Annotated in this window: 30 protein-coding genes and 1 riboswitch; of the genes, 18 read left to right on the top strand and 12 right to left on the bottom strand. The window is 70.3% G+C overall.

Going from position 1 to position 26020, the window contains the following annotated elements:
- Positions 1-94: 94 nt before the first annotated feature.
- Positions 95-607: a DUF4262 domain-containing protein gene (locus Q0812_RS01115; RefSeq protein WP_302108450.1), complete on the bottom strand. Its 513-nt coding sequence runs from the start codon at positions 605-607 to the stop codon at positions 95-97.
- A 15-nt stretch (positions 608-622) separates the two neighbouring features.
- The gene (thiC, locus tag Q0812_RS01110; RefSeq protein WP_302108449.1) at positions 623-2464 is read right to left on the bottom strand and encodes a phosphomethylpyrimidine synthase ThiC; all 1842 of its coding nucleotides are present in this window, start codon (positions 2462-2464) and stop codon (positions 623-625) included.
- A 65-nt stretch (positions 2465-2529) separates the two neighbouring features.
- Positions 2530-2638: riboswitch (TPP riboswitch) on the bottom strand.
- A gap of 96 nt (positions 2639-2734) precedes the next feature.
- On the opposite strand from thiC, the gene Q0812_RS01105 reads away from it, so the two are divergent.
- The 4 genes from Q0812_RS01105 (at position 2735) to Q0812_RS01090 (ending at position 5295) form a co-directional block, all read left to right on the top strand.
- A complete protein-coding gene (locus tag Q0812_RS01105) occupies positions 2735-3259 on the top strand; it encodes a Rid family hydrolase (protein WP_302108448.1) in 525 nt (174 codons plus the stop codon).
- Positions 3260-3313: 54 nt separating this feature from the next.
- On the top strand, positions 3314-3862 hold the full coding sequence (locus Q0812_RS01100; RefSeq protein WP_302108447.1) for a hypothetical protein: 549 nt from the start codon (positions 3314-3316) through the stop codon (positions 3860-3862).
- A complete protein-coding gene (locus tag Q0812_RS01095) occupies positions 3853-4581 on the top strand; it encodes an alpha/beta hydrolase family protein (protein ID WP_302108446.1) in 729 nt (242 codons plus the stop codon). The genes Q0812_RS01100 and Q0812_RS01095 overlap by 10 nt, the downstream gene beginning before the upstream one ends.
- Positions 4582-4695: 114 nt before the next feature.
- Entirely contained in the window at positions 4696-5295 is a 600-nt protein-coding gene (locus tag Q0812_RS01090; RefSeq protein ID WP_302108445.1) for a hypothetical protein, read from the top strand.
- A gap of 5 nt (positions 5296-5300) precedes the next feature.
- Here the strand turns inward: Q0812_RS01090 and Q0812_RS01085 are convergent, their stop codons facing one another.
- Genes Q0812_RS01085 through Q0812_RS01075 form a run of 3 tightly spaced genes read right to left on the bottom strand, consistent with a single transcriptional unit; the run spans position 5301 to position 7834 of the window.
- Positions 5301-5687: a hypothetical protein gene (locus Q0812_RS01085; RefSeq protein WP_302108444.1), complete on the bottom strand. Its 387-nt coding sequence runs from the start codon at positions 5685-5687 to the stop codon at positions 5301-5303.
- 2 nt (positions 5688-5689) lie between these two features.
- A complete protein-coding gene (locus tag Q0812_RS01080) occupies positions 5690-6508 on the bottom strand; it encodes a TIGR02587 family membrane protein (protein WP_302108443.1) in 819 nt (272 codons plus the stop codon).
- A gap of 54 nt (positions 6509-6562) precedes the next feature.
- Positions 6563-7834, bottom strand: coding sequence for a DUF819 family protein (locus Q0812_RS01075; RefSeq protein ID WP_302108442.1), 1272 nt, complete (start codon positions 7832-7834; stop codon positions 6563-6565).
- A gap of 119 nt (positions 7835-7953) precedes the next feature.
- On the opposite strand from Q0812_RS01075, the gene Q0812_RS01070 reads away from it, so the two are divergent.
- The 3 genes from Q0812_RS01070 to Q0812_RS01060 all read left to right on the top strand — a co-directional run bounded on the left by Q0812_RS01070 (position 7954) and on the right by Q0812_RS01060 (position 10145).
- A complete protein-coding gene (locus tag Q0812_RS01070) occupies positions 7954-8442 on the top strand; it encodes a hypothetical protein (protein WP_302108441.1) in 489 nt (162 codons plus the stop codon).
- Between the two features lie 5 nt (positions 8443-8447).
- A complete protein-coding gene (locus Q0812_RS01065; RefSeq protein WP_302108440.1) occupies positions 8448-9191 on the top strand; it encodes a GlxA family transcriptional regulator in 744 nt (247 codons plus the stop codon).
- Between the two features lie 180 nt (positions 9192-9371).
- Entirely contained in the window at positions 9372-10145 is a 774-nt protein-coding gene (locus Q0812_RS01060) for a sialidase family protein (RefSeq protein ID WP_302108439.1), read from the top strand.
- A gap of 34 nt (positions 10146-10179) precedes the next feature.
- Here Q0812_RS01060 and Q0812_RS01055 read toward each other — a convergent pair whose 3' ends face one another.
- Both Q0812_RS01055 and Q0812_RS01050 read right to left on the bottom strand, forming a co-directional pair.
- Positions 10180-11727: a serine hydrolase gene (locus Q0812_RS01055; RefSeq protein ID WP_302108438.1), complete on the bottom strand. Its 1548-nt coding sequence runs from the start codon at positions 11725-11727 to the stop codon at positions 10180-10182.
- Between the two features lie 69 nt (positions 11728-11796).
- Positions 11797-12501: a helix-turn-helix domain-containing protein gene (locus Q0812_RS01050; RefSeq protein ID WP_302108437.1), complete on the bottom strand. Its 705-nt coding sequence runs from the start codon at positions 12499-12501 to the stop codon at positions 11797-11799.
- A 234-nt stretch (positions 12502-12735) separates the two neighbouring features.
- Here Q0812_RS01050 and Q0812_RS01045 point away from each other — a divergent pair, with 234 nt between their 5' ends.
- Positions 12736-13113: a hypothetical protein gene (locus Q0812_RS01045; protein ID WP_302108436.1), complete on the top strand. Its 378-nt coding sequence runs from the start codon at positions 12736-12738 to the stop codon at positions 13111-13113.
- A 69-nt stretch (positions 13114-13182) separates the two neighbouring features.
- Entirely contained in the window at positions 13183-13575 is a 393-nt protein-coding gene (locus Q0812_RS01040; protein ID WP_302108435.1) for a hypothetical protein, read from the top strand.
- Here Q0812_RS01040 and Q0812_RS01035 read toward each other — a convergent pair.
- The gene (locus Q0812_RS01035) at positions 13572-15365 is read right to left on the bottom strand and encodes a DUF885 domain-containing protein (RefSeq protein ID WP_302108434.1); all 1794 of its coding nucleotides are present in this window, start codon (positions 15363-15365) and stop codon (positions 13572-13574) included. The genes Q0812_RS01040 and Q0812_RS01035 overlap by 4 nt on opposite strands.
- Positions 15366-15513: 148 nt before the next feature.
- Between Q0812_RS01035 and Q0812_RS01030 the strand changes: the two genes are divergently transcribed.
- Positions 15514-17109 (top strand): tetratricopeptide repeat-containing sulfotransferase family protein, encoded by a 1596-nt coding sequence (locus Q0812_RS01030; RefSeq protein ID WP_302108433.1) that lies wholly within the window; start codon positions 15514-15516, stop codon positions 17107-17109.
- On the opposite strand, the gene Q0812_RS01025 is transcribed toward Q0812_RS01030, so the two are convergent.
- The 3 genes from Q0812_RS01025 to Q0812_RS01015 all read right to left on the bottom strand — a co-directional run bounded on the left by Q0812_RS01025 (position 17100) and on the right by Q0812_RS01015 (position 19678).
- Positions 17100-17879 (bottom strand): hypothetical protein, encoded by a 780-nt coding sequence (locus tag Q0812_RS01025; RefSeq protein WP_302108432.1) that lies wholly within the window; start codon positions 17877-17879, stop codon positions 17100-17102. The genes Q0812_RS01030 and Q0812_RS01025 overlap by 10 nt on opposite strands.
- 90 nt (positions 17880-17969) lie before the next feature.
- Positions 17970-18737 carry an ABC transporter permease gene (locus Q0812_RS01020; RefSeq protein WP_302108431.1) on the bottom strand — a complete coding sequence of 256 codons (768 nt, stop codon included), beginning with the start codon at positions 18735-18737 and terminating at the stop codon, positions 17970-17972.
- The gene (locus tag Q0812_RS01015; protein ID WP_302108430.1) at positions 18737-19678 is read right to left on the bottom strand and encodes an ABC transporter ATP-binding protein; all 942 of its coding nucleotides are present in this window, start codon (positions 19676-19678) and stop codon (positions 18737-18739) included. The genes Q0812_RS01020 and Q0812_RS01015 overlap by 1 nt, the downstream gene beginning before the upstream one ends.
- Before the next feature lie 80 nt (positions 19679-19758).
- Here Q0812_RS01015 and Q0812_RS01010 point away from each other — a divergent pair, with 80 nt between their 5' ends.
- The 8 genes from Q0812_RS01010 (at position 19759) to Q0812_RS00975 (ending at position 25352) form a co-directional block, all read left to right on the top strand.
- The gene (locus Q0812_RS01010; protein ID WP_302108429.1) at positions 19759-20337 is read left to right on the top strand and encodes a lipocalin family protein; all 579 of its coding nucleotides are present in this window, start codon (positions 19759-19761) and stop codon (positions 20335-20337) included.
- A gap of 30 nt (positions 20338-20367) precedes the next feature.
- Positions 20368-21561 carry a TIGR03862 family flavoprotein gene (locus Q0812_RS01005; RefSeq protein ID WP_302109186.1) on the top strand — a complete coding sequence of 398 codons (1194 nt, stop codon included), beginning with the start codon at positions 20368-20370 and terminating at the stop codon, positions 21559-21561.
- Positions 21558-22832, top strand: a complete 1275-nt coding sequence (locus Q0812_RS01000) for a dicarboxylate/amino acid:cation symporter (protein ID WP_302108428.1) — start codon at positions 21558-21560, stop codon at positions 22830-22832. The genes Q0812_RS01005 and Q0812_RS01000 overlap by 4 nt, the downstream gene beginning before the upstream one ends.
- 6 nt (positions 22833-22838) lie before the next feature.
- Entirely contained in the window at positions 22839-23093 is a 255-nt protein-coding gene (locus Q0812_RS00995; RefSeq protein ID WP_302108427.1) for a DUF3297 family protein, read from the top strand.
- Positions 23094-23185: 92 nt separating this feature from the next.
- The gene (locus Q0812_RS00990) at positions 23186-24022 is read left to right on the top strand and encodes a hypothetical protein (protein ID WP_302108426.1); all 837 of its coding nucleotides are present in this window, start codon (positions 23186-23188) and stop codon (positions 24020-24022) included.
- The gene (locus Q0812_RS00985) at positions 24019-24453 is read left to right on the top strand and encodes a hypothetical protein (protein WP_302108425.1); all 435 of its coding nucleotides are present in this window, start codon (positions 24019-24021) and stop codon (positions 24451-24453) included. Before Q0812_RS00990 ends, Q0812_RS00985 begins: the two co-directional genes overlap by 4 nt.
- A gap of 9 nt (positions 24454-24462) precedes the next feature.
- Positions 24463-24858, top strand: a complete 396-nt coding sequence (locus Q0812_RS00980) for a hypothetical protein (protein WP_302108424.1) — start codon at positions 24463-24465, stop codon at positions 24856-24858.
- Between the two features lie 38 nt (positions 24859-24896).
- Entirely contained in the window at positions 24897-25352 is a 456-nt protein-coding gene (locus Q0812_RS00975; RefSeq protein ID WP_302108423.1) for a hypothetical protein, read from the top strand.
- Positions 25353-25355: 3 nt separating this feature from the next.
- On the opposite strand, the gene Q0812_RS00970 is transcribed toward Q0812_RS00975, so the two are convergent.
- Positions 25356-26000: a M23 family metallopeptidase gene (locus Q0812_RS00970; RefSeq protein ID WP_302108422.1), complete on the bottom strand. Its 645-nt coding sequence runs from the start codon at positions 25998-26000 to the stop codon at positions 25356-25358.
- Positions 26001-26020 lie beyond the last annotated feature (20 nt).

The following is a 26020-nucleotide window of genomic DNA, read 5'->3' as shown; positions in this document are numbered from 1 at the left end:
CCCCTACGTTCACCACCACCTCACCCCCCGCCTCTCTGAACTTCTCCGCCAGCTCGCGGATGCCGGCCTCAACCTCAGAGTGGGTGATCTTCACTCAATGGGCCGTGGCGGCTGACGCCCGATCAATGCCCGCGCGGAACGTACAGCGTCGGTTGATTGTCGCGGGCCCACGGGTCGCAGCCGGCCTCCCACGGAAAGCGGCCATCGCGGTCAGGCCAGACCAGCTGCATGACCGGCAGCGGCCCACCTCGCGCCTCGGGGTCGCCCCAGACCACAGGGCCGAGTTGAGATACTCGCGCCTGACCTGGCTGGGGTGAACGCGGCGTGCGACGCAGTCGTAGTTCTCGATCAGGTCCGGCCAAGGCTCCAGGTCTTCAGGCGATCTGCCGTCTTTCAAGGCCCGAAAGACGTTCCATAGAACACCATGCGCCACGTCTGCGGGCAGGCCGAAGATGATGAACTCCGGCTGACCCAGGCTCTTGGTGAACCCTATTGAGTAGGAGAAGCGTGGAGCCACGTCCTCGGGATCGAAAACGGACATGCAGAACCAGCCGTGCTCCTCGACGGCGTCGAGGATATTCTGATCGAACGCGTCCGTCTTCGCCATGCCCCCGCAGCCTCCCTAGACCCTCACCGCCACCTCACCGCCCGCTTCCCTGAACTTCTCGGCCATCTCCCGCATGCCCGCCTCGGCCTCTGAGGCGGCGGCGGCGCCCTCGCCGCGCGCGGCGTCGCGGATGTCCTGGCTGATCTTCATGGAGCAGAACTTGGGTCCGCACATGGAGCAGAAGTGGGCGGTCTTGTGCGCCTCCTTCGGCAGGGTCTCGTCGTGGTACTGGCGCGCGGTCTCAGGGTCCAAGCCCAGGTTGAACTGGTCCTCCCAGCGGAACTCGAAGCGGGCGCGCGACAGGGCGTCGTCGTGCAGGCGCGCGGCCGGGTGCCCCTTGGCCAGGTCGGCGGCGTGGGCGGCGATCTTGTAGGCGATGACGCCGTCCTTCACGTCCTGCTTGTCGGGCAGGCCCAGGTGCTCTTTGGGCGTGACGTAGCAGAGCATGGCCGTGCCGAACCAGCCGATCATGGCCGCCCCGATGGCGCTGGTGATGTGGTCATAGCCCGGCGCGATGTCGGTGGTCAGCGGCCCCAGCGTATAGAAGGGCGCCTCGCCGCAATGCCTGAGCTGTTCGTCCATGTTGGCCTTGATCTTGTGCATGGCCACGTGGCCCGGCCCCTCGATCATGACCTGGCAGTCGCGGGCCCAGGCGATCTTGGTGAGCTCCCCCAACGTCCGCAGCTCGGCGAACTGGGCCTCGTCATTGGCGTCGGCGATGGAGCCGGGGCGCAGGCCGTCGCCCAGGGAGAAGGACACGTCGTAGGCGGCCATGATCTCGCAGATCTCGTCGAACCGCTCGTAGAGGAAGTTCTCCTTGTGGTGGGCCAGGCACCACTTGGCCATGATGGAGCCGCCCCGGCTGACGATGCCGGTGACCCGGTTGGCCGTCATGGGAATGAAGGGCAGGCGCACGCCCGCGTGGATGGTGAAGTAGTCGACGCCCTGTTCCGCCTGTTCGATGAGGGTGTCGGCGAAGATGTCGAAGGTCAGGTCCTCGGCCACGCCGCCGACCTTTTCCAAGGCCTGATAGATGGGCACGGTGCCGATGGGCACGGGGCTGTTGCGGATGATCCACTCGCGGATGTTGTGGATGTTGCGGCCCGTGGACAGGTCCATGACCGTGTCGGCGCCCCAGCGCGTGGCCCAGACCATCTTCTCGACCTCTTCCGCCACCGAGGAGGTGACGGCCGAGTTGCCGATGTTGGCGTTGATCTTGACCAGGAAGTTGCGCCCGATGGCCATGGGCTCGAGCTCGGGGTGGTTGATGTTGGCCGGGATGACGGCGCGGCCCCGGGCCACCTCCTGACGCACGAACTCGGGCGTGACGAAGTCGGGGATGGAGGCGCCCCAGCTTTCGCCGTCGCGCACGCAGGGCGCGGACTGTTCGCGGCGCAGGTTCTCGCGGATGGCCACGAACTCCATCTCGGGCGTGACGATGCCGGCGCGGGCGTAGGCCAGCTGGGTCGGGCGGGCGCCGGCCCTGGCGCGACGCACCGGCGGCAGGCTGGGGAACTGGGGCACGCGGGCGGCGTCCGAGACGCGGCCGTTGTCCTCCGGGCGAACCTCGCGGCCGGGGACGGGCTGAACGTCGCCCCTGGCCTCGATCCAGGCGTCGCGCAGGCGCGGCAGGCCCCTGGCGATGTCGATGTCCGCCGTCGGGTCGGTGTAGGGGCCGGAGGGATCGTACAGGGTCACCGGCGGCTCGTTCGCCGTGGGGTGCAGGGCCACCTCGCGGAAGGGCACGCGGATGTCGGGGAACAGCTGGCCGGCCTGATAGACCTTGCGGCCGCCGGGGCGCGGCTCGGCCTTGATCTGGTCCACGGGGATGGAGGCGTTCAGGGTGGGCGCGTTCATCGGCGGCTCCTCAAGCAGGCTTAAGGGCCAGGCGCGGCGCCAGTCGGGTTTCGGGCGTACGGGTGGCCCGAAGAACGCTCCCTCCCTTCGCCGGCATGACCCGGATCAGGTTCGGCCGGTCAGGGGAGAGACCCCTATCTCAGCCGCTCGCTTGCGGCCCCCGGGTGAACGGGCGGACCATAGGGCCGGGGCGCGCGTCTGTCCAAAGCTTAAGTTGGCGGGCGGGCCGGGGCGCGGCATGGCTGGCGGGCCGCAAGATCGGAGACTCCCATGACCCGCCTGCCCCTCGCCCTCGCCCTCCCTCTCGCCTGCGCGCTGATCGCCCTGCCCGCCGCCGCCCAGGAGTATCCGCGCCGCATCGAGGCGCCGGGCGGCGAGGTCATCATCCCCTCGGCCGGGTCGCAGCGGGCCTATGACGAGATCGGCTACGCCCCGGCGCGGCGGGCGGGCGACACGCTGTACGTCTCGGGCGCCATCGCGGGCGCCGCGCCCGGCGAGGGTACGGACGCCGCCGCCTTCGAGGCCCAGGTGCGGCGGACCTTCCAGCATCTGCAGCGGACCCTGACGGCGGCGGGCGTGACCTTCAACGACGTGGTCATGATCAACAGCTTCCACGTCTGGGAAGGGCCGGGCTTTTCCGGCACGCGCATGGAGCAGGTGACCATCATCGACCGGGTCAAGCGCGAGTTCATCACGGGGCCGCACCCCGCCTGGACGGCGGTGGGGACCACGGGCCTGCTGGCGCCCGGCGGGGTGGTGGAGATCCAGCTGATCGTCCACGCGCCGCAAAGCTGAACAATCGGGGCCGCTGGCGGGTTAGGCTCTGACTGGCAGACAGCGGAGGCGAACATGACCCGCAGACAGATCCCCCTGGCCGTCTCAGGGCTGGCGCTGGCGTTTGTCCTGGCCGGCTGTGAGGCCGAGCCGGCGCCGCCGACCACGGTGGAGCCCGTGCCCGGCACCCAGCCCGCGCCCGAGCCGGCGGGCGAGCAGGCGCCGCAGGACAGGCCGGACCCGTCCATGGCCTGGGTGCTGAACGACACGAGCCAGCTGGCGGTCTATGGCCCGCCCCAGTCCGAGGGCGTGCTGAGCGTCGGCTGCGAGGGATCGGGCGGCGCGGCGCGGCTGGTGCTGCGGCGCTACACAGCGGCGGCGGCGGACGCCCAGGGGCAGATCCGGCTGAGCAGCGGCGGCCGCAGCGCGACCCTGCCCGCGAGCGCCGAGGCGACCCAGCTGGGGCCGGACTACATCTGGCGCGGCGAGACGGCGCCGGACAGCGAGGCGGCGGCCCTCCTTGCGCAGACCGAGACGCCGATCACGGTGGAGGCGCCGCAGGGCCCATCCCTGACCGTGCCGGCCGCCGAGGCGCTGCGACGGGCCGTGACGGCGTGCCGCTGACCGAAGCCTTCGCCTTCACCGCCGCCAACGGCCGCCCGGTCGAGGGTCGGCTGGAGCGGCCGGACGGCCCGGCGCGCGGCTGGGCCCTGTTCGCCCACTGCTTCGCCTGCGGGCGCGACAGCCTGGCGGCGGTGCGCATCAGCCGGGGGCTGGCGGCGCGGGGGATCGGCGTCTTGCGCTTCGACTTCGCGGGCCTGGGCGAGGCGCCCGCGCCCGAAGGCTTCTGCACCGACGTGGCGGACGTGACGGCGGCGGCCAGGGCGCTGGCGAGCGCGGGCATGGCCCCCGCCCTGCTGGTCGGGCACAGCCTGGGCGGCGCGGCGGTGATCGCCGCGGCGGGCGATACGCCGGGCGTGCGCGCGGTGGCCACGCTGGGCGCGCCCTTCGACGTGGCCCATGTGCTGGAGACGGTGAACGCGCGCGAGGGCATGGGCCGGGCGGGCGGGCGAGACATCCGGCTGAGCGAGACCTTCGTGCGCGAGGTGGAGCGCCACGATCAGGCGGAACGGCTGGCCCGGCTGGACGCGGCCCTGATGGTGCTGCACGCGCCGCGCGACGAGGTGGTGGGCGTCGACCAGGCGGGGCTGATCTTTCAGGCGGCGCGGCACCCCAAGAGCTTCGTGGCCCTGGACGGCGCGGACCATCTGCTGACGGACCCGGCGGACGCCGACTGGACCGCCGGACTGATCGCGGCCTGGGCCGAGCGGTATCTGGCCTGATCCTGGTGACGGCAGGGCGGCGGTTGGTAGATTCTTTCGTTCGTCGGGGCCTGAACGCGGATACCTTCTCACGCGTGCGCGGCAGGCTTGGCCGCGAATGGGGAGACCTGCCGCATGCTGCTTCGCCTGATGACCGCCGCCGCCCTAGCTGTTTCCGCGCCCGCCCTGGCCCAGACGCCGCCGCCCGGACCGCCCCCGGGCTGCGCCGCCGTGCCCCACGCCAACGAGTTCGACTTCTGGGTCGGCGAGTGGAACGTCTATGGCCGCAACGGCCAGCTGGGCGGAAGCAGCCGCATCTCCAAGCGCTCGAGCGGCTGCGCCGTTCTGGAAGAGTGGACCAACGCGGGCGGCGTCGAGGGCCTGAGCCTGAACTTCGTCGATCCCGACAGCGGCGAGTGGCGACAGGAGTGGATGGGCACGAACAACTACGCCGGCTATCGCGGCGCCCTGAACGCGCGCGGCCAGATGGTGCTGCACGCCGAGCAGATGCTGTTCGGCCGCAACGGCATCGTCCAGCGCGGCCCGATCCGTGGCGCCTGGACCCCGCTGCCGAACGGGCACGTGATCCAGCACTTCCAGACCCGCAACGCGGACGGGACGTGGTCGGACTCGGCCCTTTTGACCTATGTGCCCAAGGCCAGCGACCCCAACGGCCGCGACCCGGAAGCCGGCGCGCGGGGGCCGGTGATCGAACAGGCGCCGGCGATCGACTGAGGCGTTTAGGGCTCGCTCCAGCCGACCACGTGCAGCCGCGACGGTGGAGGCGCCTGGGTGGGGAAGACAAGCGTGGCCCGCTCGCGGCCGCGGCCCGGGACGTAGTCGAGCACGGCCGCGGCGCCGTGGGGACCGGCCTGTCCTTCCACATGCACCTGGGCGGCGGTCTGGCCGCCGGCGTTGCGCACCTCGATCTCGGCATAGGTGGCCGTAGACGTTGCGCGCGTCTCGACCAGCCGGACGCTGAGCTCAGGCGGGCGCGCGGCGGTGCGCAGGTCCATGAGAATGAAGCCCAGCGCGGTCAGCGTCAGCAGCGCCCCGAGCGCGGCCATGGCCCATTCGAGGATGGGGCGTCCGGCGATTTCGCCCTTCCTGTCCTTCCTGGCGGCCATGGCTACACCAGCAGCCGCGCGGCGGCGGCGCCCAATCCGGCCGGAAAGCCCAGCACGACGCACGTGGCGACGATCTCGGACAGGGCCTGGCCATCCGTGCGCCCGAACAGCCACAGGACAAAAAGGCCGGTGAGGAGCACCAGCCCATACCCGGCCAGGGTGAAGTGGAAGAAGGCGGTCAGCGGGCGGCCGTGCTCTTCCTGCCCGCCGAAGCCGGCCTGATAGACGATGACGTGCATGACCCCGAGCGACAGGGCGAGCAGCGCCAGCATATGCCAGGGCGAGGCCCGCCAGGCGATCAGCACCATCTCTTCGGTGGGGGCGAGGTTCAGGGCCAGGAACAGGGCGCCGATGACCATGAGGAACAGTTCGCCCGCATAGGTCTCAGGCTTCTTGTCTTCGGGCGCGCCGCCGCCCCGCAACTGACGTCGCGCCAGCAGGGCGCCGATGGCGGCCGGCACCGCCTGAAGGGAAACCTGACCGATCAGCTGGCGCGGCGCATCGCCCTGTTGAAGCGCGCCGACCAGCACCAGGAGGACCGACGCCGTCACCGCGCCGACGGCCAGGGCCGCGAAGGCGTCGAGCGTGGCGTCCAGCAGGTTCTGCCGGTGCGAGAAGCCGGCGTAATAGGCCAGGCCGATCAGCAGCGGCGCCGAGGCGGCGATGAAGACGGCCATGCGGACCCGGTCCATGTGGAAGCCGAACCACCACATCTCCATGGTCATCAACAGCGGCACGGCAAAGATCAGCGCGCCGCCGAAGGCGCGGACCAGATCCCGCGCGTAGTGGGTCTCGGCCTGTTTCTGGGCGGCGGCGGTCATGCCGCCTGAAACGCCCAGCCTGGCGTCAGGCTCCCTAGGTCCGGGCCCTGGGGCTTAGAGCGCCGCGCCGGAGATGGCCGCCATGGCCAGGCCCGTGGCCCACCCCGCCGCCGTGCCGACGATATAGCCCAGCACCGCCAGCAGCACGCCCACGGGCGCCAGCGAAGGATGGAAGGCGGCGGCCACGACCGGGGCGCTGGCCGCCCCGCCGATATTGGCCATGGAGCCCGCGCCGAGGAAGAAGGACGGGGCGCGGATCAGGCGCGCCACGCCGATCATCAGGGCCGCGTGGATCAGCATCCAGACCGCGCCGATGAGGAAGAAGGCGGGGCTGTCCAGAATGGCGGCCACATTCATGTTCAGGCCGACGGTGGCCACCAGGATATAGACGAACACCGAGCCCACCTTGCCGCCGCCGACGCCGTTCAGCTTGCGCGCCGGGGTGAAGGACAGGATCACCCCGATGACGGTGGCGATCAGCACCAGCCAGAAGAAGCTGGAATCGAGCGAGACCCGGTCGCTCCACGGGACGCTGGCCTCGAACCAGGCCGCCAGGGGATCGGCCACGGCGTGGGAAATCCCCATGGCGCCCAGGCCCACGCCCAGGATGATCATGAGGTCCTTGAGCGTCGGGTTGCGGGCGTGCTCGGCCTCATAGGCCTCGGCCTTGGCGCGGACGGCGTCCACGGCGGACGAGTCGGCGCGGAAGAAGCGATCGACGGCCCGCTGGTTGGCGGCGATCCACAGCAGCACCGCCATCCAGGCGCTGGCGATCATCACGTCCACCGCCACCCAGATGGAAAAGACGTCCGGTCCGGCGCCGAAGATTTCGTACATGGCGGCCTGGTTGGCCGAGCCGCCGATCCAGCTGCCGGCCACGGTGGCCATGCCGCGCCAGATGGCCTCGGGCCCGGCGCCCAGCAGGTCCGGCGCGATCAGGCTGGTCAGGAACAGGGCGATGGGGCCGCCGATCATGACGCCCAGCGTGCCGGTGAAGAACATGATCAGCGCCTTGGGCCCCAGCTTGAGCGTGGCGGGCAGGTCGGCCGAGCAGGTCAGCAGCACCAGAGCCGCCGGCAGTAGGTAGCGCGAGGCCACGAAGTAGAGGCGCGACTCCTCCGGATCCACCAGGCCGAAGGTCGTCAGCAGCGAGGGCAGGAAGTAGCAGAGCAGCAGCGGCGGGAAGATCGCGTAGAAACGCCGGGCCAGGCCGTTCGTCAGGCTGGAGCTCCAGAAGACGAAGGCCAGGATCAGGGCCAGCAGGCCCATGACCACGGCGTCATTGGTGATCAGCGCCGTGGGCGCGGCGGCGTCCTGAACCTGCATGGCGTCGTCCCCTCACGTCTGTGGCGGGGGATTTCGCCCGGTTGGCCATGGCTTGGCAACCATCTCCTTTCGCTAGCGGCGGTTCCGTGTCAGGCTGGTTTCGTCTGAGGAGAGGGGCCATGCCTCTGCGCCGCAACAGCGCAACGAGGATCGACGTCAGGACGATCGTCCTGACGGTGATGATCCTCATGCTGCGGCTGGCGGTGCCCCCCGGCTATATGCTGAGCCAGGCGCCGGGCGAGGCGCCCATCCTCACCTTGTGCACCGCCAACGGCGTAATGCGCACCTCCGCCGAGTGGACCCCGGAGCGCAAGCGCGAGTCTCCCGCGGTCACCTGGACGCACAGCCGGCATTGCGCGCCGCCTGTGCTGGCGGTCGAACCTGACCGACCGCTCCAGTTGCGTCAGCCGATCCTCTACCCGGCCGCATTCGAGCGGACGCCCGGAGCGACGCCGCAGGTTTTAAGCCTGGGTCTGGCCGCCCCGCCGCCACGATCCCACGCCCCCCCCCGTCATCCTGAACGTCTGATTTCAACGCGAAACCGCCGCTTCGCGCGAGCGTGCGCGCCCGCGCGCGGTGGTCCGAAATTCAGGTCGAACAAAGGATGACGACCATGACCAAGATCAAGACCACGAGACGCGCCCTGATGGCGGGCGCAACCCTGACCGCGACCGTGGGCGCCAGCGCCCTCTGCGCGGGTTTAACCGCCGCTCATGCCAAGCAGTTGGACCCCCTGCCCCGCCCGCAAGGACCAATCCGGGTAGCCTTCCTGCTCGATGAACAGGCCACCATGATTGACTTCGCCGGACCGTGGGAGGTGTTCCAGGATGTGTTCGCCGATCACCGGAATCCCTCCTTTGAGCTGCAGGTGGTCGCGCCCACAGCAGAGCCAATCCGAGTCACGGGCGGTATGATCATCACGCCCACCTACAGCCTGGATACGGCGCCGCAGCCGCATGTGGTGGTGATCCCCGCGCAGGCTGGAGGCGTGAGGCCAGGCCCCACGACCGACGTGAAGGTCGCGTGGCTGAGGCAGGTGTATGATCAGGCCCATGTCATCATGCCAGTATGCACCGGCGCCTTCCTGATGGCCCGGACGGGCCTTCTGGACGGAAGGAGCGTGACCACCCATCACAACTTCTATGATCGCTTCACCGAACAGTTTCCGCAGGTGAATCTTCTGCGGGGGCGACGCTTCGTGGATAGCGGCAATCTGGTCAGCGCCGGCGGCCTGACCTCGGGCATCGACAGCGCCCTGCACGTGGTCGCCCGTTACTTCGGCGAAGACATGGCCGCCGCCGTGGCCGAATATATGGAGCACGACAGCGCCGGCTGGCGCACGGGGGTGCGGGCCTGAACGGAGGGTCCGCCGTCCTCCGGGCGGCGGGCCTTTCGCGCCCGTGTATCAGCCATGCAACTCACTGAACTCACCGCCGCCATTGTCGCGGCCGTCTTCTCCTTCCTGAGCCCCGGTCAGCCGCCAGAGCCCGAGGGCGGCCTACCCTCTGTGGTCGACGGGCCTGGGGGAGAAGCCTGGATGACTCTTCACCCCTCAGGCGACGTGGTGATCTTCGGCCGTCACGACGCCGACTGGCGTAATCACAGGCTCCATGTCTCGCGGCGCATCGGCGGCGTGTGGAGCGAGCCCCAGGAAGCGCCCTTCAACGCCGGCCTGGACGGCAGGGCGGCCCATTTCGCACCGGACGGGCGCAGCCTGCTGTTCACGTCCAACCGCTCCATACCCGGCGCGACGGCGGACCGGCGGGACCTGAACATCTGGCGCGTGTCCTGGGACGGAGAGCGCTGGGGCCTGCCGACTCCCCTGCCGGAGCCCATCAATTCAGATCGAGACGAGATCGATGCGGTCCAGGTCCACGGCGGCGTCATCTACTTCTCGTCCTCGCGTGCGAACGAGGGCGGCGGGCCAGTCGACCTCTACCGGGCCTCACCGGGCGCGGCGGGTTATTCGGTCGCGCCGCTGGCTGAGCTGAACACGCCTCTGGTGGAGTCTACGCTGGCGGTCACGCCCGACGAATGCCTGATCGTCTTCAACAGGACGGACGATCCCCAGGGCCGGGGGCGTGACGACCTGTTCATCGCCTTTCGCATGTGGACGGGGTGGAGTCGGCCCGTCCCGCTAGGGGAGGATGTGAACTCTTCCACCTTCGAGTACGGGCCAGAGTTCTCGCCTGATCGGAGCCTGCTCTACTACACCAGCCACAAGCTGGGGCAGGCGGGCCTGCATGCCGAATCCACCGGTTCGATAGTCGCGGCCCTGGCTGGTGAAACGGCGGCGCGCGATTGCCGTTGAGGGGGAGGCGGCGGTCGTTCGCGGACGGCCGCCGTCACTCCACCCGCTCGAAACGGTCGCCGGTCCAGTCGAGGGCCTGGATGCGGCCGTCAGCGCCGCGCGCGAAACGCACCGGCTGCGGCGCGTCCAAGGGGCCGGTCTGGACGCCGAACAGGTCGGCCTGGGCGGCCTGAAGCGTCGCGCGAATGACGCCCAGCCGCGCGGTCAGCGCCTGGCCTTCCCGGTCGATCACAAGGTCGCCCAGCGTCGGACTGCGGTAGCGCCCCGCATAGGCGTCAAGCTCGCTCGCCGAGGGCGTCCAGGACCAGCCGCCCCACTGGGCGTCGGCGCGGGCTCGCTCCAGGCCCTGGCGGCGGCCCTCCAGCAGGCGCTGGATGCGCCTACCGTACTGCGCCGTCATCTGCTCGGCGGTCGGGGCTGGGTGGGCCGAATTCTGCAGGGACTCGAAGAAGATCTGGGTGAGCATCTGGGTCAGCCCGCCGGTCATGCTGTCGCTGTTGGTGAGGACGGCGAACCCCACCCCGAGATCGGGCGAGACAGCCATGACCGACCGCACCCCGGTATAGCCGCCGCCGTGCACGCGCACGTCGGCTTGTCCTAACCGGCAAATGTTCCAGCCTAAGCCATAGCCTTGGCACGGAACCACATCGCCGCGAATTTCGGCGGCGACCTGCTGGACATGGGTAGCCGCGACCTGATCGCGCGTGACGACCGGGTTAGGTTCGCCCAGCTGGACCTGAAGCCAGCGGGCCATGTCGTGGGGAGAGGTCACCAGACCTCCAGCAGCCTGCATGGTGTCGTCAGGCTTGACCGGCGTGACGCTCCAGTCGTCGCCGCCCATCCACTGGTGGTAGGCCGCCAGCTCTGCGGCGGGGAAGTCCGAGGTGCGGGCCGAGGTCCGGTTCATGCCCAGCGGCTGGAACAGGTCGTCGCGCAGCCAGTCGCGCCAGTCCTTGCCGGTGCGGGCGTGCAGGGCCGCCGCGTAGACGTTGTAGCCGAGGTTGTCATACCGGAAGCCCGCCTCGCGCGGGGTCGACGCCTGAGCCAGCAGGCGCGGATAGTCGGCATAGGGCACCAGGTCGGTGTAGGCCGCGCGGAAGGTGATGGCGTCGTTCTCGAACGGCGCCTGGTGGCTGAGCAGCTGACGGAAGGTGATGGCCGAGGGATCGACGCCCTGGGGCATGCGCAGGCCGGGCCAGACGTCGGTCATGGTCTGATCCAGATCGAAGACGCCGCGCTCGTCCAGCCGCTGAGCCAGGAGGCCCGTATAGGCCTTGGTCTGGGAGGCGATGTAGAAGGGGGTGTCGGCGTCCGCCGCGCGGTCACCGCGGGCGTCGAGGCGGCCCTCAACCCAGATGATCGGCGCCTGCCCCCGGCGCACGATGATCACCGCCATGGCGGGCGAGGCGCCGGGCGCGACCTGGGCGGCGCGGGCGAGGTCGAGAAGCTGCTGGGACGCACGCTGGAAGTCGGCGTCCGAGACGGGGGCGACGGCGGCCGCTGGGTCGGTCCGGGCGGCGGTCGGGACCGGCGCGGCCATCAGGCTGGACGAGGCGAGCAGGGCGATCAGCAGGCGGGACATGGCGGCTCCTTGAACACGCGCCGAGCCTGGAGCCGGAAGCCGACCGCCGTCTTGGACGAATGTAACGCCTCAGGCGGCGCGGGCCATCAGGGCGCGGGGGGCCAGGCCCGTGACCTGGCGGCAGACGCGGCTGAAATGGCTCTGGTCGTAGAAGCCGGCGTCCAGCGCGGCCTGAACGGCGGACTGCCCGGAGGCCAGGGCGCAGAGCGCCTGATCCAGCATGGCCTGGCGCCGGACCACGGCGATGGGCCGGCCGAAGGCGGCGGCGAAGCTGCGCGAGACATGGACGCGGTGGCGCCCGGCCTGCTCGGCCAGGGCCTCGACCGAGGCGGCGGCGGGCGCCTCGATCAACGCCTCGTAGAGGTCGGTCAGCCAAGTGGCGGGCGGTCGCTCGGGCGCGACGTCGGCGCTGGCCAGGGCCTTGAGATCCCACGCCGCGTCCTGACCCAGGCGCCCGCCCTCGAACAGCAGCGGGACGAGGGCCGACAGTTGGGCCTCCGGCAGGGGCGGCGTCCAGGCCGGGTCGCGCGGCGCGTCCGCCCCGCCCAGGTCAAGGGTCAGCACCAGGGCGCCGCGGCGGCCGAAGCGCACGGCGTGGCGCAGGCCTTCGGGTCGAACGCCGAGGCGGCCGAACCCGGCCCGGTCGGTGCGGCGGCCCACCGTCTCTTCGAAGTCTCCAGCCAGCACCAGCGACAGGTGCGCGCCCTCGTGGGCGTGCGGGCTCTGGGCCAGTCCGGGGCCGTAGCGGCGAAGGCGGGCGGGCGCGGCCTGCATGGGAGCATCCTGTGACGAACGGTTCGAGGCCTCAACCCCGCCGACCGGATGCACGGGATCGCTCGGGCGACGGCTGCGTTATGGAGAAGCTTAACGGCCCCCACGACGGTGGCGGAACGGTGGCGGAACAGAGGGTGTCCGAATCACTTACACCGCCGTCTTCGGGGTTTGTTCTCTACAAGCTATTGTGGTCATTAACCAAAATCGACACAAGAGGATCGGGAGGAGAGCGTCATGAGGCGATCCATTTACGCAAGCCTGGTCGCGGCGCCGCTGCTGCTGAGCGGGCTGGCGGCCTGTCAGGCGCCGGCCGAGGCGCCCGCCGCGCCGGTGGAGGCCGACGCGGACCAGGCCGCCATTCGGGGCGACTACGTCCTGTCGGGCCGGGGCGGAGAGGCCTGCAACCTGGCGCTGGAGCCGGGCGGCGGGGTGCGCATGGGGGCCGGCTGCGAGACCGCCCTGCCCCAGCCGTTCACGCGGTGGAGCTATGCGGCGCCAGACCTGACGCTGAGCGACGGCTCGGGCGGCCAGGCGATGCTGACCCTGGAGGGGCCGCAGTTCGTGGGCCGCTCGGGGACGGGGACCATCGACTGGACCCTGCGGCGGCGCTGAGCCCGCTCACGGCTCGTTAACCGGCGCGGCGCAGCCTCCTGTTGAACAGGTCTGTCTGGGCATCGCGTCATGGCCACAACCGTCACCTCGACCTATCGCCGGGTCACCGACCACTTCGAGCCGCAGGACATCGATCCGCAGGAGCAGCGCCGCCTGCGCGGCCAGCTGGAGCAGATCGACTACGCCGCCTACGTGGCCAACCGCGAGGTCATGGGCCAGATCCTGCGCCACGCCGACGCGCGCGGCTTCCAGCGCATGGCCGTGGCCTGCGCCCAGGCGCGGGCGCAGTGGATCAACGAGGCCCTGCTGATGAGCGATCCGGGCCGACCGATCCGGCCGGACCAGGCCGTGCGGCTGAGCAGCCTGCGCCAGACCTATGAGGAGCTGGCCGAGGCCTACGAGGGCCTGCGCCGCGCGGTCGAGCGGGGCTATGTGCCGTTCAAGCCCGAGGCGAAGGGCTAGGCCGGGATCGCCTCGTCCAGCAGAAGGGCCCTGGCGTAGCGCACCGGCGGCGAGCCGAAGCTGAGCAGGCCGTCGTGGTAGCGCTTCAGGTTGAAGCCTGAACCCCAGGCGCGCTCGGCGGCGCGGCGGGCCTCCCAGTGTTCTTCCCAGCCGACGAAGTAGGTGGGCAGCTGGGCCGAGGACAGCTGGGCGCGGGTCCACTTGCCGGCGGCCTCGCGCTCCTGCTGGAAGGTCCCGCGCACCATCAGGTCGATGGCCTGGTCCCGCGTCATGTCGCCCGCGTGGACGGCGGGGTCGAGCATGGCGTTGGCGATCATGCGCAGCACCCACTTCAGGTGCACCAGCTGATAGAGGTCCTCGCCGCCGAGATAGCCGGCCTCGGCCATGACGTCCTGGGCGTAGCAGGCCCAGCCCTCGGTGAAGGTGCCCGAGCCCAGAACGGCGCGGATGACCGATGGGTAGCGGTTGGAGTGGGCCAGCTGCAGGTAGTGGCCGGGCATGGCCTCGTGGATGGTCAGCTCCTGCATGGAGCGCAGGTTGTATTCGCGCAGGAAGCTGTCGACCTGGGCGTCGGTCCAGTCCTCGGGCAGGGGCGCGATCTTGTAGTAGGTGGCCTGGCCGCGATCGAGCGGGCCCGGCGCATCGCAATAGGCGAGGGCCACGCCGCGCTGGAACTCGGGCACCAGGCCGATGCGGATCGGGTCGTTCGGCACCGTGACCAGATCCTTTTCGCGCACGAAGGCGGTGGTCTGCTCCAGCATGGCCTCGGCGGTGGAGACGATGGCGTTGCGTCCGGGCTTTTCGGCGTAGGCCAGCTCGAGCGCCGCCTCGATGGCGTGCTGCTGCTGATCGGCATTGGGGTTCGCCGGGGTCTCGGGCGCGCCGGGACGGCCCGCCAGGATGCGGGTCGCCAGCACGTACATCTGGGCGCGGGTGTCGGCCAGGGCCCGCTCGCCCCGGCGAACGATCTCCTGGCGGGTCAGGTCCGAGTTCAGGGCGTAGGCCAGCTTCTGATCGTAGAGGCGGGCGCCGATTCGCCAGTTTCCGCGCGCGTTGGGGACCAGCTCGGTTTCGAGCCAGCGCTGGTGTTCGTCCACCGCGGCCTTGAGCTGGGCCGCCGCCGACAGCAGGGCCTCGCGCTCGGCGCCCTGAAGCGCGTTCGCCTCGGCGGTGAAGCCGTCGACCAGGCTGTGCAGGCCGCGGTTCTGACCGACGGCGGTGGTGGCGTGAATCTCGGGCACGCGCGCGGGCTGAAGCTGGCGGCGGCTCTCGGCCAGCAGGGCCGGCAGGGCGCGCATGCGCGCCGTGGCCGAGCGCAGCCGGTCCGGCAGGGGTGCGAACTCTCGCGCCTGCAGGCTGTAAAGCGCCCCGCCCGCCGTGGCGGCGTAGGTCAGCGGATCCCAGGCCCAGGACTGAAGCTCGGCGTCGGACCAGATCTGGGCCCGAAGGTTCTGGCGCAGCAGGGCGGCGTCCACCTGATCGGCGCGGCTGAGGCCTTCGCTGGGAAGGGCGTCAAGTCGGGTCAGCACGCTGCGGGCCAGGTTCACCTGGGCGGCGCGGCCGGCGGTGGAGACGTCGTCCACGAGATGATCGAAACGATGGTCGCCCAGGCCGGTGGCGGCCACCGGCGACAGGCGCAGGCTCTCGTCCAGCCACTGGGCGGCGATCTGGCCGAAGGCGCTGTCCGAGCCGGAAGGGACCACAGGCGCGGTCGCGCAGGCCGACAACAGCGGGGCGCTGGCCGCGCCCGCCGTCAGCCATCCCAGAGTGGTGCGTCGCGTGATCGCCATGGCCGTTCCTCCATCTGCCGGGAGAGAGTCGTAGCAGGGCGGCGGCCAAGCTCAATGGCCAAGAGGGCGCCGCCCTTGCGGGCCGGCTCGCAGGGCCGGGTTGCTGGGCCGGGTTGCGAGGCGGGCGAAATCGTCGGAAACCCCCCGCATGGCCCCTGCCCCGCCCCGATCCGACCTGGCGCCCGCCCGGCGCGCCCTGAGCGAAGGCCGGCTCCGCGACGTGCAGGCTCTGTGCCGTCGCGCCCTTGGGACCGATCCGAACGACGCCGCCGCCTGGACGCTGTTGGGTCAGGCGGCGCTGATGTCCGGGGCCCTGAAGGAGGCCGAGGAGTTCCTGGGCCGGGCCGTCGCGGCCTCGGACCGGTCGCCGGAGGCTCATGCCTTCCAGGCGCGGCTGCACTTCGTGCGCAACGATCCGCTCGCGGCGCGGCAGGCGGCCGAACGGGCCTGGAGCCGGCTGCCCAAGGACCGATCCGGCGTCGACGTGGAGGCGCTGGACAGCCTGGCCGTGGTGTTCAACCGCACCGGGGCCCACGCCCAGGCGCGCGAGCTGTTCCGGGCGGCGACGCAGGGCGCGCCGAAGCGGTCCGGCCTGTGGCTGAACCTGGGCTGGTCCGAGCAGCACATGGGCGACCTGGCCGCGTCGGAGGCCGCCTTTCGCAAGGCCATCGAGACCGATCCGCGCAACGACGCCGCCTATTCCGCCCTGGTCGGCATGGTGAAGCAGACTGAGGACAACAACTTCATTCCGCAGCTGGAGAAGCTGTTCGGCGCGACCACCGACCCCGAGCGGCGGCTGCATATCGGGCACGCCCTGGCCAAGACCCACGAAGACATGGGCGATCCCGCGTCCGCCATGGCCTGGCTGCTGAAGGCCAAGGCCGGCAAGGCGGCCCAGGTGAAGAACGACGCGGACGCCGACGCCGAGATGCTGAAGGCCGCGATCGAGATCGCCCGGCCGCCCTTCGCCGCGCCGGCCGAGGCCCCCCTGCCCCGTCCGCTGTTCGTGCTGGGCCTGCCCCGATCAGGCACGACGCTGGTGGACCGCATCCTGTCGAGCCACCCAGAGGTGCAGTCCCTGGGCGAGCCGCCGACCCTGGGCCTTCTGGTGCGGCAGCTGGCGAGGACCGGCGGGCGCCGCCTCGCCGATGCGGCCATCCTGCGGGCCGCCGCCGCTGCGCCGGCTCAGCACCTGGCCGCGCTGGGCGAAGCCTACCGCCGCCAGAGCCGCGCGGCCTGGACGGCGGACGGCCAGGTGCGGTGGCTGATCGACAAGACGCCGCTGAACGTCATCTATGCCGGGCTGATCCTGAAGGCCCTGCCCGAGGCGAGGATCATCTGCCTGCGCCGTGATCCCATGGACAGCTGCCTGGCCATCTTCCGCCAGAAGTTCACCACGCGCTTCAACAACTACGACTTCACCTTCGACCTGGAGCAGACGGCGCGCTTCGTGAAGGGCTTCAACGATCTGGCCGACCACCTGAAGGCGACGCTGCCGCCCGAGCGCTATGCCGAGGCCGTCTATGAGCAGATGGTCGAGGACCAGGAGGGCGAGACCCGTCGCCTGCTCGACTTCTGCGGCCTGCCCTTCGATCCGGCCTGCCTGGACTTCCACGAGAACAAGGCCCCGGTCGACAGCGCCAGCGCCGCCCAGGTGCGCAGGCCGATCTATCGCAGCTCGGTCGGACGCTGGCGCGCCTATGGCGAGGCGATGGAGACGGCGCGGGCGATCCTTCAGCCCTGATCGGCCGGCGTGATCTCAGCCGGGCGGGTCGTGACCGGCGCATCGGGATCGGACGGCGCCTGGGAGGCCGGCGCGCTGACCGTGGGTATGGGCGGGGGTGCGGGCGTTTCCACCGGCGGGGCCGAGGGGATCAGAATGGGCTGCGGCGGCTGGGCCTGCGTCTCCGCGGCCGCCTGAGGGGCCGGGCGCTCAGAAGCCGGTGCGCGGGCGGGTTGGCGCGCGACCGGGGGACGGGGCTCAGGCGTCGGGAGCCTATCGCCCGTCGCGGGGCGGGATTCGGGTGCGGGCCCGGGGAGGGCGTCCGAGCCGGCCGCGGTTGATCCGGAGGCGGACAGGACCGGCTCACGCGGGGCGGCGGCTGGAGCGGGGACCGGTTGGGAGACGGTCGCCGGCGCCGTCGGCGAGGGCTGATCGGCACGCTGGGCGCCGATCCAGAACAGGCCCGCCACGGCCACGGCGCCGGCGGCGGCCCCGCCCCACAGCAGCGATCGCCGAGCGGGCCGGGTCAGGCTTGAGCCGATCGGAGCGGCGGCGGGCGCCTCGGCGATCTCGGCGATCTCGGCGACCTCGACCGGCTCGGCCTCGGCGAAGCTGCGCGGCTCGGGCGGACGGGCCGAAGGCTCCGGCGCCGCGGAGGGCACCGCCGTGGGGCGCGCCCGCCAGTCGAGCGCGCCGACGCCCGGCGTGTGCTCGCCGAAGCTGAGCGTCGGGCGCGGCATGGGGCGCCACTCGATCATGGGCCGATAGGGATTGGGAGCGCGCGGGGTCATGGGGGGCCTCACGTGTCAGCGTCGAACGGCTCCCCCGCGTTCCACGCTGGCGCCCAACCGCGCCCATTTTTGGGCGAACCCGCCGCCGGATCAGGTCTTCAGCCGATAGCCCGTGCGGAAGATCCAGGCGATCACGCCCAGGCAGGTCAGCAGGAAGCCGCCGGTGGCCACAAGGCTCCAGACCAGGCTCACATCGCCCTGGCCGAAGAAGGTCCAGCGGAAACCCGAGATCAGATAGACCACCGGGTTGAACAGGGTGATGGTGCGCCACACTGGCGGCAGCATGTCGATCGAATAGAAGGACCCGCCCAGGAAGGTCAGGGGCGTGACGATCAGCATGGGGATGAATTGCAGCTGCTCGAAGCTTTGGGCCCACACTCCGATGATGAAGCCGAACAGCGAGAAGGTGACGGCGATCAGCACCAGCATGGCCAGCATGGCCATGGGATGCAGGATCTGCAGGGGCACGAAGAAGGCCGCCGTCGCCAGGATGATGAGGCCCAGCACCACCGACTTGGTGGCCGCGGCGCCCACATAGCCCAGCACGATCTCCAGCGGACTGACCGGGGCGGACAGCATCTCGTAGATGGTGCCCGTGAACTTGGGGAAGTAGATGCCGAAGGAGGCGTTGAAGATCGACTGGGTGAACAGGCTGAGCATGATCAGGCCCGGCACGATGAAGGCGCCGTAGGCCGTGCCGTCGATCTCGGTCATGCGGCTGCCGATGGCCGAGCCGAACACCACGAAATAGAGCGCCGTGGTGATGACCGGCGTGACGATCGACTGCCACACGGTGCGCAGGGCGCGCGCCATCTCGAAGCGGTAGATGGCCCAGACTCCGTATCCGTTGAAGCTCATCAGGCGGCCCTCCCCTCTTCGTGGACCAGGCTGACGAAGATGTCCTCGAGCGAGCTCTGGGTGGTGTTCAGATCCTTGAAGCCGATGCCCAGATCGGCCAGACGGCGAAGCAGGGACGGGACCCCCGTCCGCTCGGCGTTGGCGTCGAAGACGTAGCGGATTTCGTGGCCCTCGGCGGCCAGTTCCAGGGGCCATTCCGACAGGCCCTCCGGCAGGGCCTCCAGCGGCTCCTGCAGGTTGAGGGTCAGCTGCTTCTTGCCTAGCTTCTGCATCAGGGTGGTCTTGTCCTCGACCAGGATCAGCTCGCCCTTGGAGATCACGCCCACCCGGTCGGCCATCTCCTCGGCCTCCTCGATGTAGTGGGTGGTCAGGATGATGGTCACGCCCTGGTCGCGCAGCTCCCGCACCAGGGCCCACATGTCGCGGCGCAGCTCCACGTCGACGCCGGCGGTGGGCTCGTCCAGGAACAGGATTTCCGGCTCGTGCGACAGGGCCTTGGCGATCAGGACCCGGCGCTTCATGCCGCCGGACAGGGTCATGATCTTTGAGTTGCGCTTGTCCCACAGGCTGAGCGAGCGGAGCACCTTTTCGATGTGGGCGGGGTTCGGCGCCTTGCCGAACAGCCCGCGGCTGAAGGTGACGGTGGCCAAGACCGTCTCAAAGGCGTCGGTGGTCAGCTCCTGGGGCACCAGGCCGATCTTCTGACGCGCGCCGCGGTAGTCCTCGATGATGTCGCAGCCGTCGACCAGCACCTTGCCGCCCGAGGGCGTGACGATGCCGCAGACGATGCTGATCAGGGTGGTCTTGCCGGCGCCGTTCGGCCCCAGCAGGGCGAAGATCTCGCCCTTGCTGATCTGAAGATCGACGGGCTTCAGGGCCTGGAGGCCCGAGGCGTAGGTCTTGGTCAGTCCCGTGATCGACAGGACGGGCGGCGCGGCCATGTAACCCCCAGTGGAATCGCGAGCGCCCAATGTGGGGCGGCGGGCGGTGAACTCAAGCTTGCGTAACGACGTATGGAGCCATGTCCAGCCGACAGGAGGCGTACATGCACCGGAAATCCCCCTTGGTCCCCGCCCTGGCGCTCGTCGCCAGCCTGGCCCTGACCGGCTGCATCACGGCGCGCGGACCCGGCGGCGCCCCGCCGCCCGTGCCGCAGATCGACCGGACGCGGCTCTACACCGGCGACTGGCACGAGATCGCCTATCGGCCCACCTGGCTGACACGCGGCTGCGTGGCGGGGATCACCCGCTATGGCGCCTGGACGGGCCCCAATACGGTCGAGGTCCGCGACTCCTGCCGGATCGACACGGTCGACGGCCGCGAGAAGGCGGTGGAGGGCGAGGGCCGCATCCTGGACCCCGGCCGCGACGCCCGCATCCGGGTGACCTATCTGCCCTTTGTCAGCCGCGAGACCTGGGTCGCCGCCGTGGCGCCCGACTACAGCTGGTTCATCAGCGTGACGCCCGATTTCGGCGAGCTGAACATCTTCACCCGCGATCCGCAGATCAGCGACGCGCTGAGGCGCGAACTGACGGCGCGCGCGGAAGCGCTGGGCTACGACACCTCGAAGCTGTACTTCCCGCCTCAGCCTGAACGCTGAGCCGGGGATCGCCGCCTGAAGACTGTCGCCATCATCGGAGCCGGACCCGCCGGCCTGAAGGCGGCCGAGCGGCTGGCCGAGGCCGGGCTGGCCGTGACCGTTCACGAGCAGATGCCGTCCGCAGCGCGCAAGTTCCTGATGGCGGGCCGCGGCGGGCTGAACCTGACCCATTCGGAGGATCTGGAGCGGTTCCTGTCCCGCTACGGCGAGGCGCAGGCGGTGCTGGAGCCGATGGTGCGCGCGCTCGATCCAGCGGCCTTGCGCGCCTGGGCCGGGGGGCTGGGTCAGGAGACCTTCGTCGGATCGAGCGGGCGGGTGTTCCCGACCGCCATGAAGGCGTCGCCCCTGCTGCGGGCGTGGCTGGCGCGGCTGGAGGGCTTGGGGGTCGAGGTTCGCACACGCAGCCGCTGGACCGGCTGGGACGACCAGGGGCGGCTGAGCTTCGAGGGCGGAGCGGCGCAGGGTGCGGACGCGGTGGCGCTGGCCCTGGGCGGCGCCAGCTGGCCGCGGCTGGGATCGGACGGCGCCTGGGCGGACCTGCTGCGGGCGCGCGGCGTCGAGGTGCGCGATCTTCAGCCCGCCAATATGGGCCTGCGCCTGGACTGGAGCCCGGCCTTCGCCGAACGCTTCGCGGGGCGGCCCCTGAAGGGCGTGGCCATGCGCCTGGGCGGCCAGACCACGCGCGCCGAGGCCGTCATCACCCGGCGAGGGTTGGAGGGCGGCGGGATCTACGCCCTGGCGGCGCGGGCGCGCGAGGCGCTGGCCGGCGGCGGCGAGACGGTGCTGATGCTTGATCTGAAGCCCGACCTGGAGGCGGCCGTGCTGGCCGCGCGGCTGGCGCGGACGAAGCCGGGCGAGTCCCTGTCGAACCGGCTGAGGAAGGCGGCCGGCCTGTCGCCTGAGGCCATCGGCCTGCTGCGCGAGGCGGGCGAGCCGCCGCGCGACCCTCAGGCCCTGGCGGCCCGGATCAAGGCGCTGCCCCTCACGGTCGTGGGAGTCGAGGGGCTGGAGCGGGCCATCTCGTCGGCGGGCGGGGTGGCCTTCAGCGAGGTGGACGAGAGCCTGATGCTGAAGCGCCTGCCGGGCGTCTTCGTCTGCGGTGAGATGCTGGACTGGGAGGCGCCGACCGGGGGCTATCTGCTCCAGGCCTGTTTCGCGACGGGCTTGGCCGCCGCCGAGGGCGTGCTTAAGTGGCTGGACCATTCCGCGGGGAGCCCCAGATGACGCGCCTGTTCCGATCCCTGAGCGTGCGCGTGCTGACCGCGCTGATCCTGGGCCTGGTCATCGGGGCCTGGCTGAAGGGTCTGAACACCGCCCCGGACTGGCTGACCGCCTCGGTGCGGGCCGTGGGAAGCCTGTGGCTGTCAGGGCTGCAGATGACGGTGGTGCCGCTGGTGCTGGCCCTGCTGATCACGGGCATCGCCTCCATGGCGGACGCGGCGGCCAGCGGGCGGCTGACGCGGCGGGCGGTGATCCTGTTCCTGACCCTGCTCAGCGCGACGGTGGTGGCGACCTTCATCGTCATTCCGCTGGCCCTGCGGCTGTGGCCGGTGGATGCGGGCGCGGCCGCGGCCCTGGTGGCCGGGGCGGCCGGCGATGCGCCCCAGGTCAACGCGCCTGACTTCGCCACCTGGCTGACCTCGCTGGCGCCCGGCAACCCGGTCAAGGCCGCGGCCGAGACGGCCATGCTGCCGCTGGTGGTGTTCGGGGTCTTCTTCGGTTTCGCCGTCACGCGCCTGAGGGAAGATCAGCGGCGTCTGCTGGTCGGTTTCTTCGAGGCAATAGCCGAGGCCATGATCGTGGTGGTGCGCTGGGTGCTGTGGGCGGCGCCCGTGGGCGTCTTCGCCCTGGCCATGACGCTGGGCCTATCGGGGGGGTTCGAGTCCTCGGGCGCCATCGGCCACTATGTGGTGCTGGCCTGCGGGGCGGGCATTCTGGTGGCGCTGACGGCCTATCCGCTGGCCGCGGCGTTCGGGGGCGTGCCCCTGCCCCGGTTCGCGCGCGCCATCGCCCCGGCCCAGGCGGTGGCCTTCTCGACCCAGTCCTCGCTGGGGACCCTGCCGGTCATGGTGGAGCGCGCGGTCGATGAGCTGGGCGTGCCGGAGCGGGTGGCGGGCCTGACCCTGCCGCTGGCGGTGGCCGTGTTCCGCATGACCAGCCCGGCGGTGAACCTGACGGTGGCCCTGTTCATCGCCCACGTCATGGGCATCGAGGTGGGCCTGCCCCAGATGATCGCGGCGGGGTTGGTGGCCCTGGCGGTGTCGATCTCGTCGGTGGGCCTGCCCGGGCAGGTGTCCTTCTACATCAGCATGGCGCCCATCTGCGTGGCCATGGGCGTGCCCATCGACCTGCTGCCGCTGCTGCTGGCGGTGGAGGTGGCGCCGGACATCTTCCGCACCGTCGGCAATGTCAGCGCCGACCTGGCGGCCACCACCATACTGAACCGGGGCGAGCAGAAGGCGGCCTTGGCGAGCGGGGCGGACCCGGCTATCTGACGACTTATGTCCGACACGCCCCCCGACCGCCTGTGCGCCAGCCCCGGCCAGCCCTTCTTCGACGAAGCCGTGCTGGAGCGCGGCGTGGGCATCCGCTTCAACGGCCAGGAAAAGACCAACGTCGAGGAGTACTGCGTCTCCGAGGGCTGGATCCGCGTACTGGCCGGCAAGGCGCTGGACCGCAAGGGCCTGCCCATGACCATCAAGCTGAAGGGCCAGGTCGAGCCCTACTGGCGCGAGGCCGAACCGGCGGGCGAGTAGCTAAACTCCACGCTGTGGACATTGCTCGCGCGATGGTTGCAGTCCCCTCTCCCTCGTGTGAGCCTCCCCGCACAGGCTGAGGGAGGTAGATCATGTCCGACTGGTGGTTCGAGGATGGCGGCTGGCGGCCCCACGGGCTTCAGGACGCCTGGATCGATGTCAACTCACCCTTGGCGGAAGCGCCGCCTCCGGCCGATCCCTACGCCGCCACGGCCAAGTCCCCGGCGTGGACTGACGACGGACCGCAGTTCAGCTGGAACGACGAGGATGACGACGTCACCGAGGTCGATGGCATAACGGTCACCGGCAACCCGATCACGCCCTGGGATGGCGGCGGCGGCGGCGGAGGCGGCGGGCCCGGCAGTCCCGATAGCGACGTGGATCAGCTGGATCCGAATGCGCCGCCCCTTCCCGAGCGGCCGGAAGGCTGGAGTGAATGCGACGACCGCCGGGCGGATGAACTGGCCCGAAGCATTCGCGACGAGATACGCAACATGCCCGATAGTGACCGGCGCGAGTATGGTGCGCTGATCTATCGGGACGCTAATGGACAGCTGCAGCGCACAACGCTCATGCCGGGAACGAACAGCGGATGGACGGCGCTAAACCCAGCTTCACAACCTGGAGATTTCGGGCTGACGTCCTGGTCTCAGGTGGTCGGTGTCGTTCATAGCCATCCTACAGAGCGCGAGATCTCCCCTGGCGTGTGGGTTACGGTGCAACCCACTGACAGTCATCATCTGCCCAATTCCGGTGACTGGCAGTGGCCAGACTTCATGGTGTCTCAGGGCGCAAGTTCAGCAATGATGCGAATTTACATCGTCCATGGAGGCGATGAGTACGAGTACGACATGTACCAGAACACCGCCGGAGCCCGTCAGACCCAGGCCACAAATACCGGCGGGACCTGTGGTAACGAGACCCCATGATTGCGATAGCCCTCGTCTTATTGGTTAGTGGCGAGCCTCTGCCGCGCGGGACTCCGCCGTATCAGATAGACACAGACGTCCCGACCGAGGTGCGCGAGCATCGCCGCAACCTGAATTTCACAGGGACGAGGCTGAGCTTCACCGGCAGATACCTCTGCCGCGGCCATCGAATGCGCCTGGACCTCGCCCAGGACAGCGACGGACTCAGGGTTCTGGCATGGAGGGGCGCCGACAGTAGTGCTGACGCAGCAGACCTCGCTGCATGGAACGCCCTCATCAGTGAGCGCATGAAGTTCCTCACGCGTGTCGAGGTGGGCTGTGCTGACGGCCCTTACGAGAGTGTCCGGATCCTGGGGCAGGACGAAAACGGCCGTGCGAGCGAGGCCGCGGTCTGGTTTCGCGATGGGCGCATGGGCCTGATAAGCTGGTGAAACGATCGCATGCTGCCTGCGCCGCCCGATCCAGTAATCACCATCACAGCTGATCGCGGCCACGCGGCGTCCGACCGCTTCATGAGCGCGGAGGGCCGCTGCGGCGACCACCATCTCGTCCTGCGGTGGGATCATATGGCCACCGACGCGCGGCTGACGGTGGACGGCCGGACGCCGACCTTCCCGGCCGAAACGCAATTCGAACGAGAGACCTTCAGCCCCGGCGCGCCGGCCGGCGTCTACATCAACTGCGAAGCCAGCGGCGATATATCGGTGCGTGTGGCGACCGTGCGGGGACCGGACGGCCGTGTGGTCTGGTCCATGTTGACCTATGAGGTCGCAAGCATGAGCGTCGTGTACCGCGGCGCCTACGAAGAGACGCCAGAGAGCTTGCCACGCCCATGAGGGACGCCACCCCCGCGCGCCAGAGAGGAGACGGGCCCATGCTATGGCTGATGCTGGGCCTGACTGGAGCGACGGCGCCTGCCGCGGCCGCGCAGCCCGCCCCGCCTGACCGCATCATCGTCACGGCGCGGCATTCCCGCGACTCGGCGGATGAGGTGCGCATCCACGAAGGGCTGTGCGATGGATTGGTCGCCCGGGTGACGATGCGCGTCTTCCATGAGCCCCGAACCATAGAGGTCCAGTGGGGCGCCCAAAGCAGCACCTATGACGAAGCCTCGGCCTTCGCCGCCGACCTGCTGGCCCATCCCATCGCGCTGCATCACGTGATGTGCCGGCCCGGCGGAGGGCTGGATCTGGTCTCGACCATGGCCGACCCGTCGCGCCCGGACGGCTACTTCTATTCGGTGGCGGGCTTCGACACCCAGGGCCGGCTGGTTCACTACACCGGCAAGCTCGATCAACCCCGTGAGCGGGTTCAGCGCTATGTTCGCTGAGCCTTAGGCCGGCACCTCGACCATGCGGGTCTGCTCGGCGATCAGGGTGGCGGCGTCCAGCGGACGGCCGGCGCGCGCCACCTCCAGGTGGACGTGGTCCGAAATGCCGGGATAGCGCCCCTGCAGCGACTGCACGCGCCCCACGCTCTGACCGACGCGGACGGCCTGGCCGACCTGGACCGTGGGGTTCACGTAGAAGACCCGCGCGGAATAGCCGAGGGCGGGATTGCTGATCTCGACATACTTGTAGCGAGCCGTATCGCCGTAGGTCTGGCCGATCTTGGTGACGTAGCCTGAGATGGGCGCCTGGGCCGCCTGGCCGGCGTCCGCCAGATAGTCGACGCCCGCGTGGCGGCGCGAACCGCCGTCGCGCGAGGCGTGGAAATGGCCTTGGCCGAAGCTGTCGTGCCGGCGCACGGACTTGCCCGTGGGATTGACGAAGTCGGCCGCACCGTCGCCGTCCACGTCCTTGCCGACATAGGCGGTCACGGCCACCAGCTCGGTCTTGGGCGCGGGCTTGGTCAGGAAGGCCACGGCCTTCTGCATGGGCGAGCCGGGCTCGCGCACCTGGGCCGAGGCGGCGCCGATGGCGACGACGGAGGCGGTCACGGCCAGAAAGGCCGCGAGGATTTTCGTGGGGCTGTTCAAGGAGAAACGCCTCTTAAAAA

It is taken from the genome of Peiella sedimenti (genome assembly GCF_030504955.1).
In the GTDB taxonomy this organism is placed as follows: Bacteria; Pseudomonadota; Alphaproteobacteria; order Caulobacterales; family Caulobacteraceae; genus Brevundimonas; species Brevundimonas sedimenti.
Note: the sequence above shows the minus strand (reverse complement) of the source record. Positions and strands in the feature narration are given on the sequence as shown.

Bases quoted from the DNA above. Each gene is read 5' to 3' on its own strand.
- Q0812_RS01115 (WP_302108450.1), bottom strand. From the start codon at position 607: ATGGCGAAGACGGACGCGTTCGATCAGAATATCCTCGACGCCGTCGAG.
- thiC (WP_302108449.1), bottom strand. From the start codon at position 2,464: ATGAACGCGCCCACCCTGAACGCCTCCATCCCCGTGGACCAGATCAAG.
- Q0812_RS01105 (WP_302108448.1), top strand. From the start codon at position 2,735: ATGACCCGCCTGCCCCTCGCCCTCGCCCTCCCTCTCGCCTGCGCGCTG.
- Q0812_RS01100 (WP_302108447.1), top strand. From the start codon at position 3,314: ATGACCCGCAGACAGATCCCCCTGGCCGTCTCAGGGCTGGCGCTGGCG.
- Q0812_RS01090 (WP_302108445.1), top strand. From the start codon at position 4,696: ATGCTGCTTCGCCTGATGACCGCCGCCGCCCTAGCTGTTTCCGCGCCC.
- Q0812_RS01085 (WP_302108444.1), bottom strand. From the start codon at position 5,687: ATGGCCGCCAGGAAGGACAGGAAGGGCGAAATCGCCGGACGCCCCATC.
- Q0812_RS01080 (WP_302108443.1), bottom strand. From the start codon at position 6,508: ATGACCGCCGCCGCCCAGAAACAGGCCGAGACCCACTACGCGCGGGAT.
- Q0812_RS01075 (WP_302108442.1), bottom strand. From the start codon at position 7,834: ATGCAGGTTCAGGACGCCGCCGCGCCCACGGCGCTGATCACCAATGAC.
- Q0812_RS01070 (WP_302108441.1), top strand. From the start codon at position 7,954: ATGCCTCTGCGCCGCAACAGCGCAACGAGGATCGACGTCAGGACGATC.
- Q0812_RS01065 (WP_302108440.1), top strand. From the start codon at position 8,448: ATGACCAAGATCAAGACCACGAGACGCGCCCTGATGGCGGGCGCAACC.
- Q0812_RS01060 (WP_302108439.1), top strand. From the start codon at position 9,372: ATGACTCTTCACCCCTCAGGCGACGTGGTGATCTTCGGCCGTCACGAC.
- Q0812_RS01055 (WP_302108438.1), bottom strand. From the start codon at position 11,727: ATGTCCCGCCTGCTGATCGCCCTGCTCGCCTCGTCCAGCCTGATGGCC.
- Q0812_RS01050 (WP_302108437.1), bottom strand. From the start codon at position 12,501: ATGCAGGCCGCGCCCGCCCGCCTTCGCCGCTACGGCCCCGGACTGGCC.
- Q0812_RS01045 (WP_302108436.1), top strand. From the start codon at position 12,736: ATGAGGCGATCCATTTACGCAAGCCTGGTCGCGGCGCCGCTGCTGCTG.
- Q0812_RS01040 (WP_302108435.1), top strand. From the start codon at position 13,183: ATGGCCACAACCGTCACCTCGACCTATCGCCGGGTCACCGACCACTTC.
- Q0812_RS01035 (WP_302108434.1), bottom strand. From the start codon at position 15,365: ATGGCGATCACGCGACGCACCACTCTGGGATGGCTGACGGCGGGCGCG.
- Q0812_RS01030 (WP_302108433.1), top strand. From the start codon at position 15,514: ATGGCCCCTGCCCCGCCCCGATCCGACCTGGCGCCCGCCCGGCGCGCC.
- Q0812_RS01025 (WP_302108432.1), bottom strand. From the start codon at position 17,879: ATGACCCCGCGCGCTCCCAATCCCTATCGGCCCATGATCGAGTGGCGC.
- Q0812_RS01020 (WP_302108431.1), bottom strand. From the start codon at position 18,737: ATGAGCTTCAACGGATACGGAGTCTGGGCCATCTACCGCTTCGAGATG.
- Q0812_RS01015 (WP_302108430.1), bottom strand. From the start codon at position 19,678: ATGGCCGCGCCGCCCGTCCTGTCGATCACGGGACTGACCAAGACCTAC.
- Q0812_RS01010 (WP_302108429.1), top strand. From the start codon at position 19,759: ATGTCCAGCCGACAGGAGGCGTACATGCACCGGAAATCCCCCTTGGTC.
- Q0812_RS01000 (WP_302108428.1), top strand. From the start codon at position 21,558: ATGACGCGCCTGTTCCGATCCCTGAGCGTGCGCGTGCTGACCGCGCTG.
- Q0812_RS00995 (WP_302108427.1), top strand. From the start codon at position 22,839: ATGTCCGACACGCCCCCCGACCGCCTGTGCGCCAGCCCCGGCCAGCCC.
- Q0812_RS00990 (WP_302108426.1), top strand. From the start codon at position 23,186: ATGTCCGACTGGTGGTTCGAGGATGGCGGCTGGCGGCCCCACGGGCTT.
- Q0812_RS00985 (WP_302108425.1), top strand. From the start codon at position 24,019: ATGATTGCGATAGCCCTCGTCTTATTGGTTAGTGGCGAGCCTCTGCCG.
- Q0812_RS00980 (WP_302108424.1), top strand. From the start codon at position 24,463: ATGCTGCCTGCGCCGCCCGATCCAGTAATCACCATCACAGCTGATCGC.
- Q0812_RS00975 (WP_302108423.1), top strand. From the start codon at position 24,897: ATGCTATGGCTGATGCTGGGCCTGACTGGAGCGACGGCGCCTGCCGCG.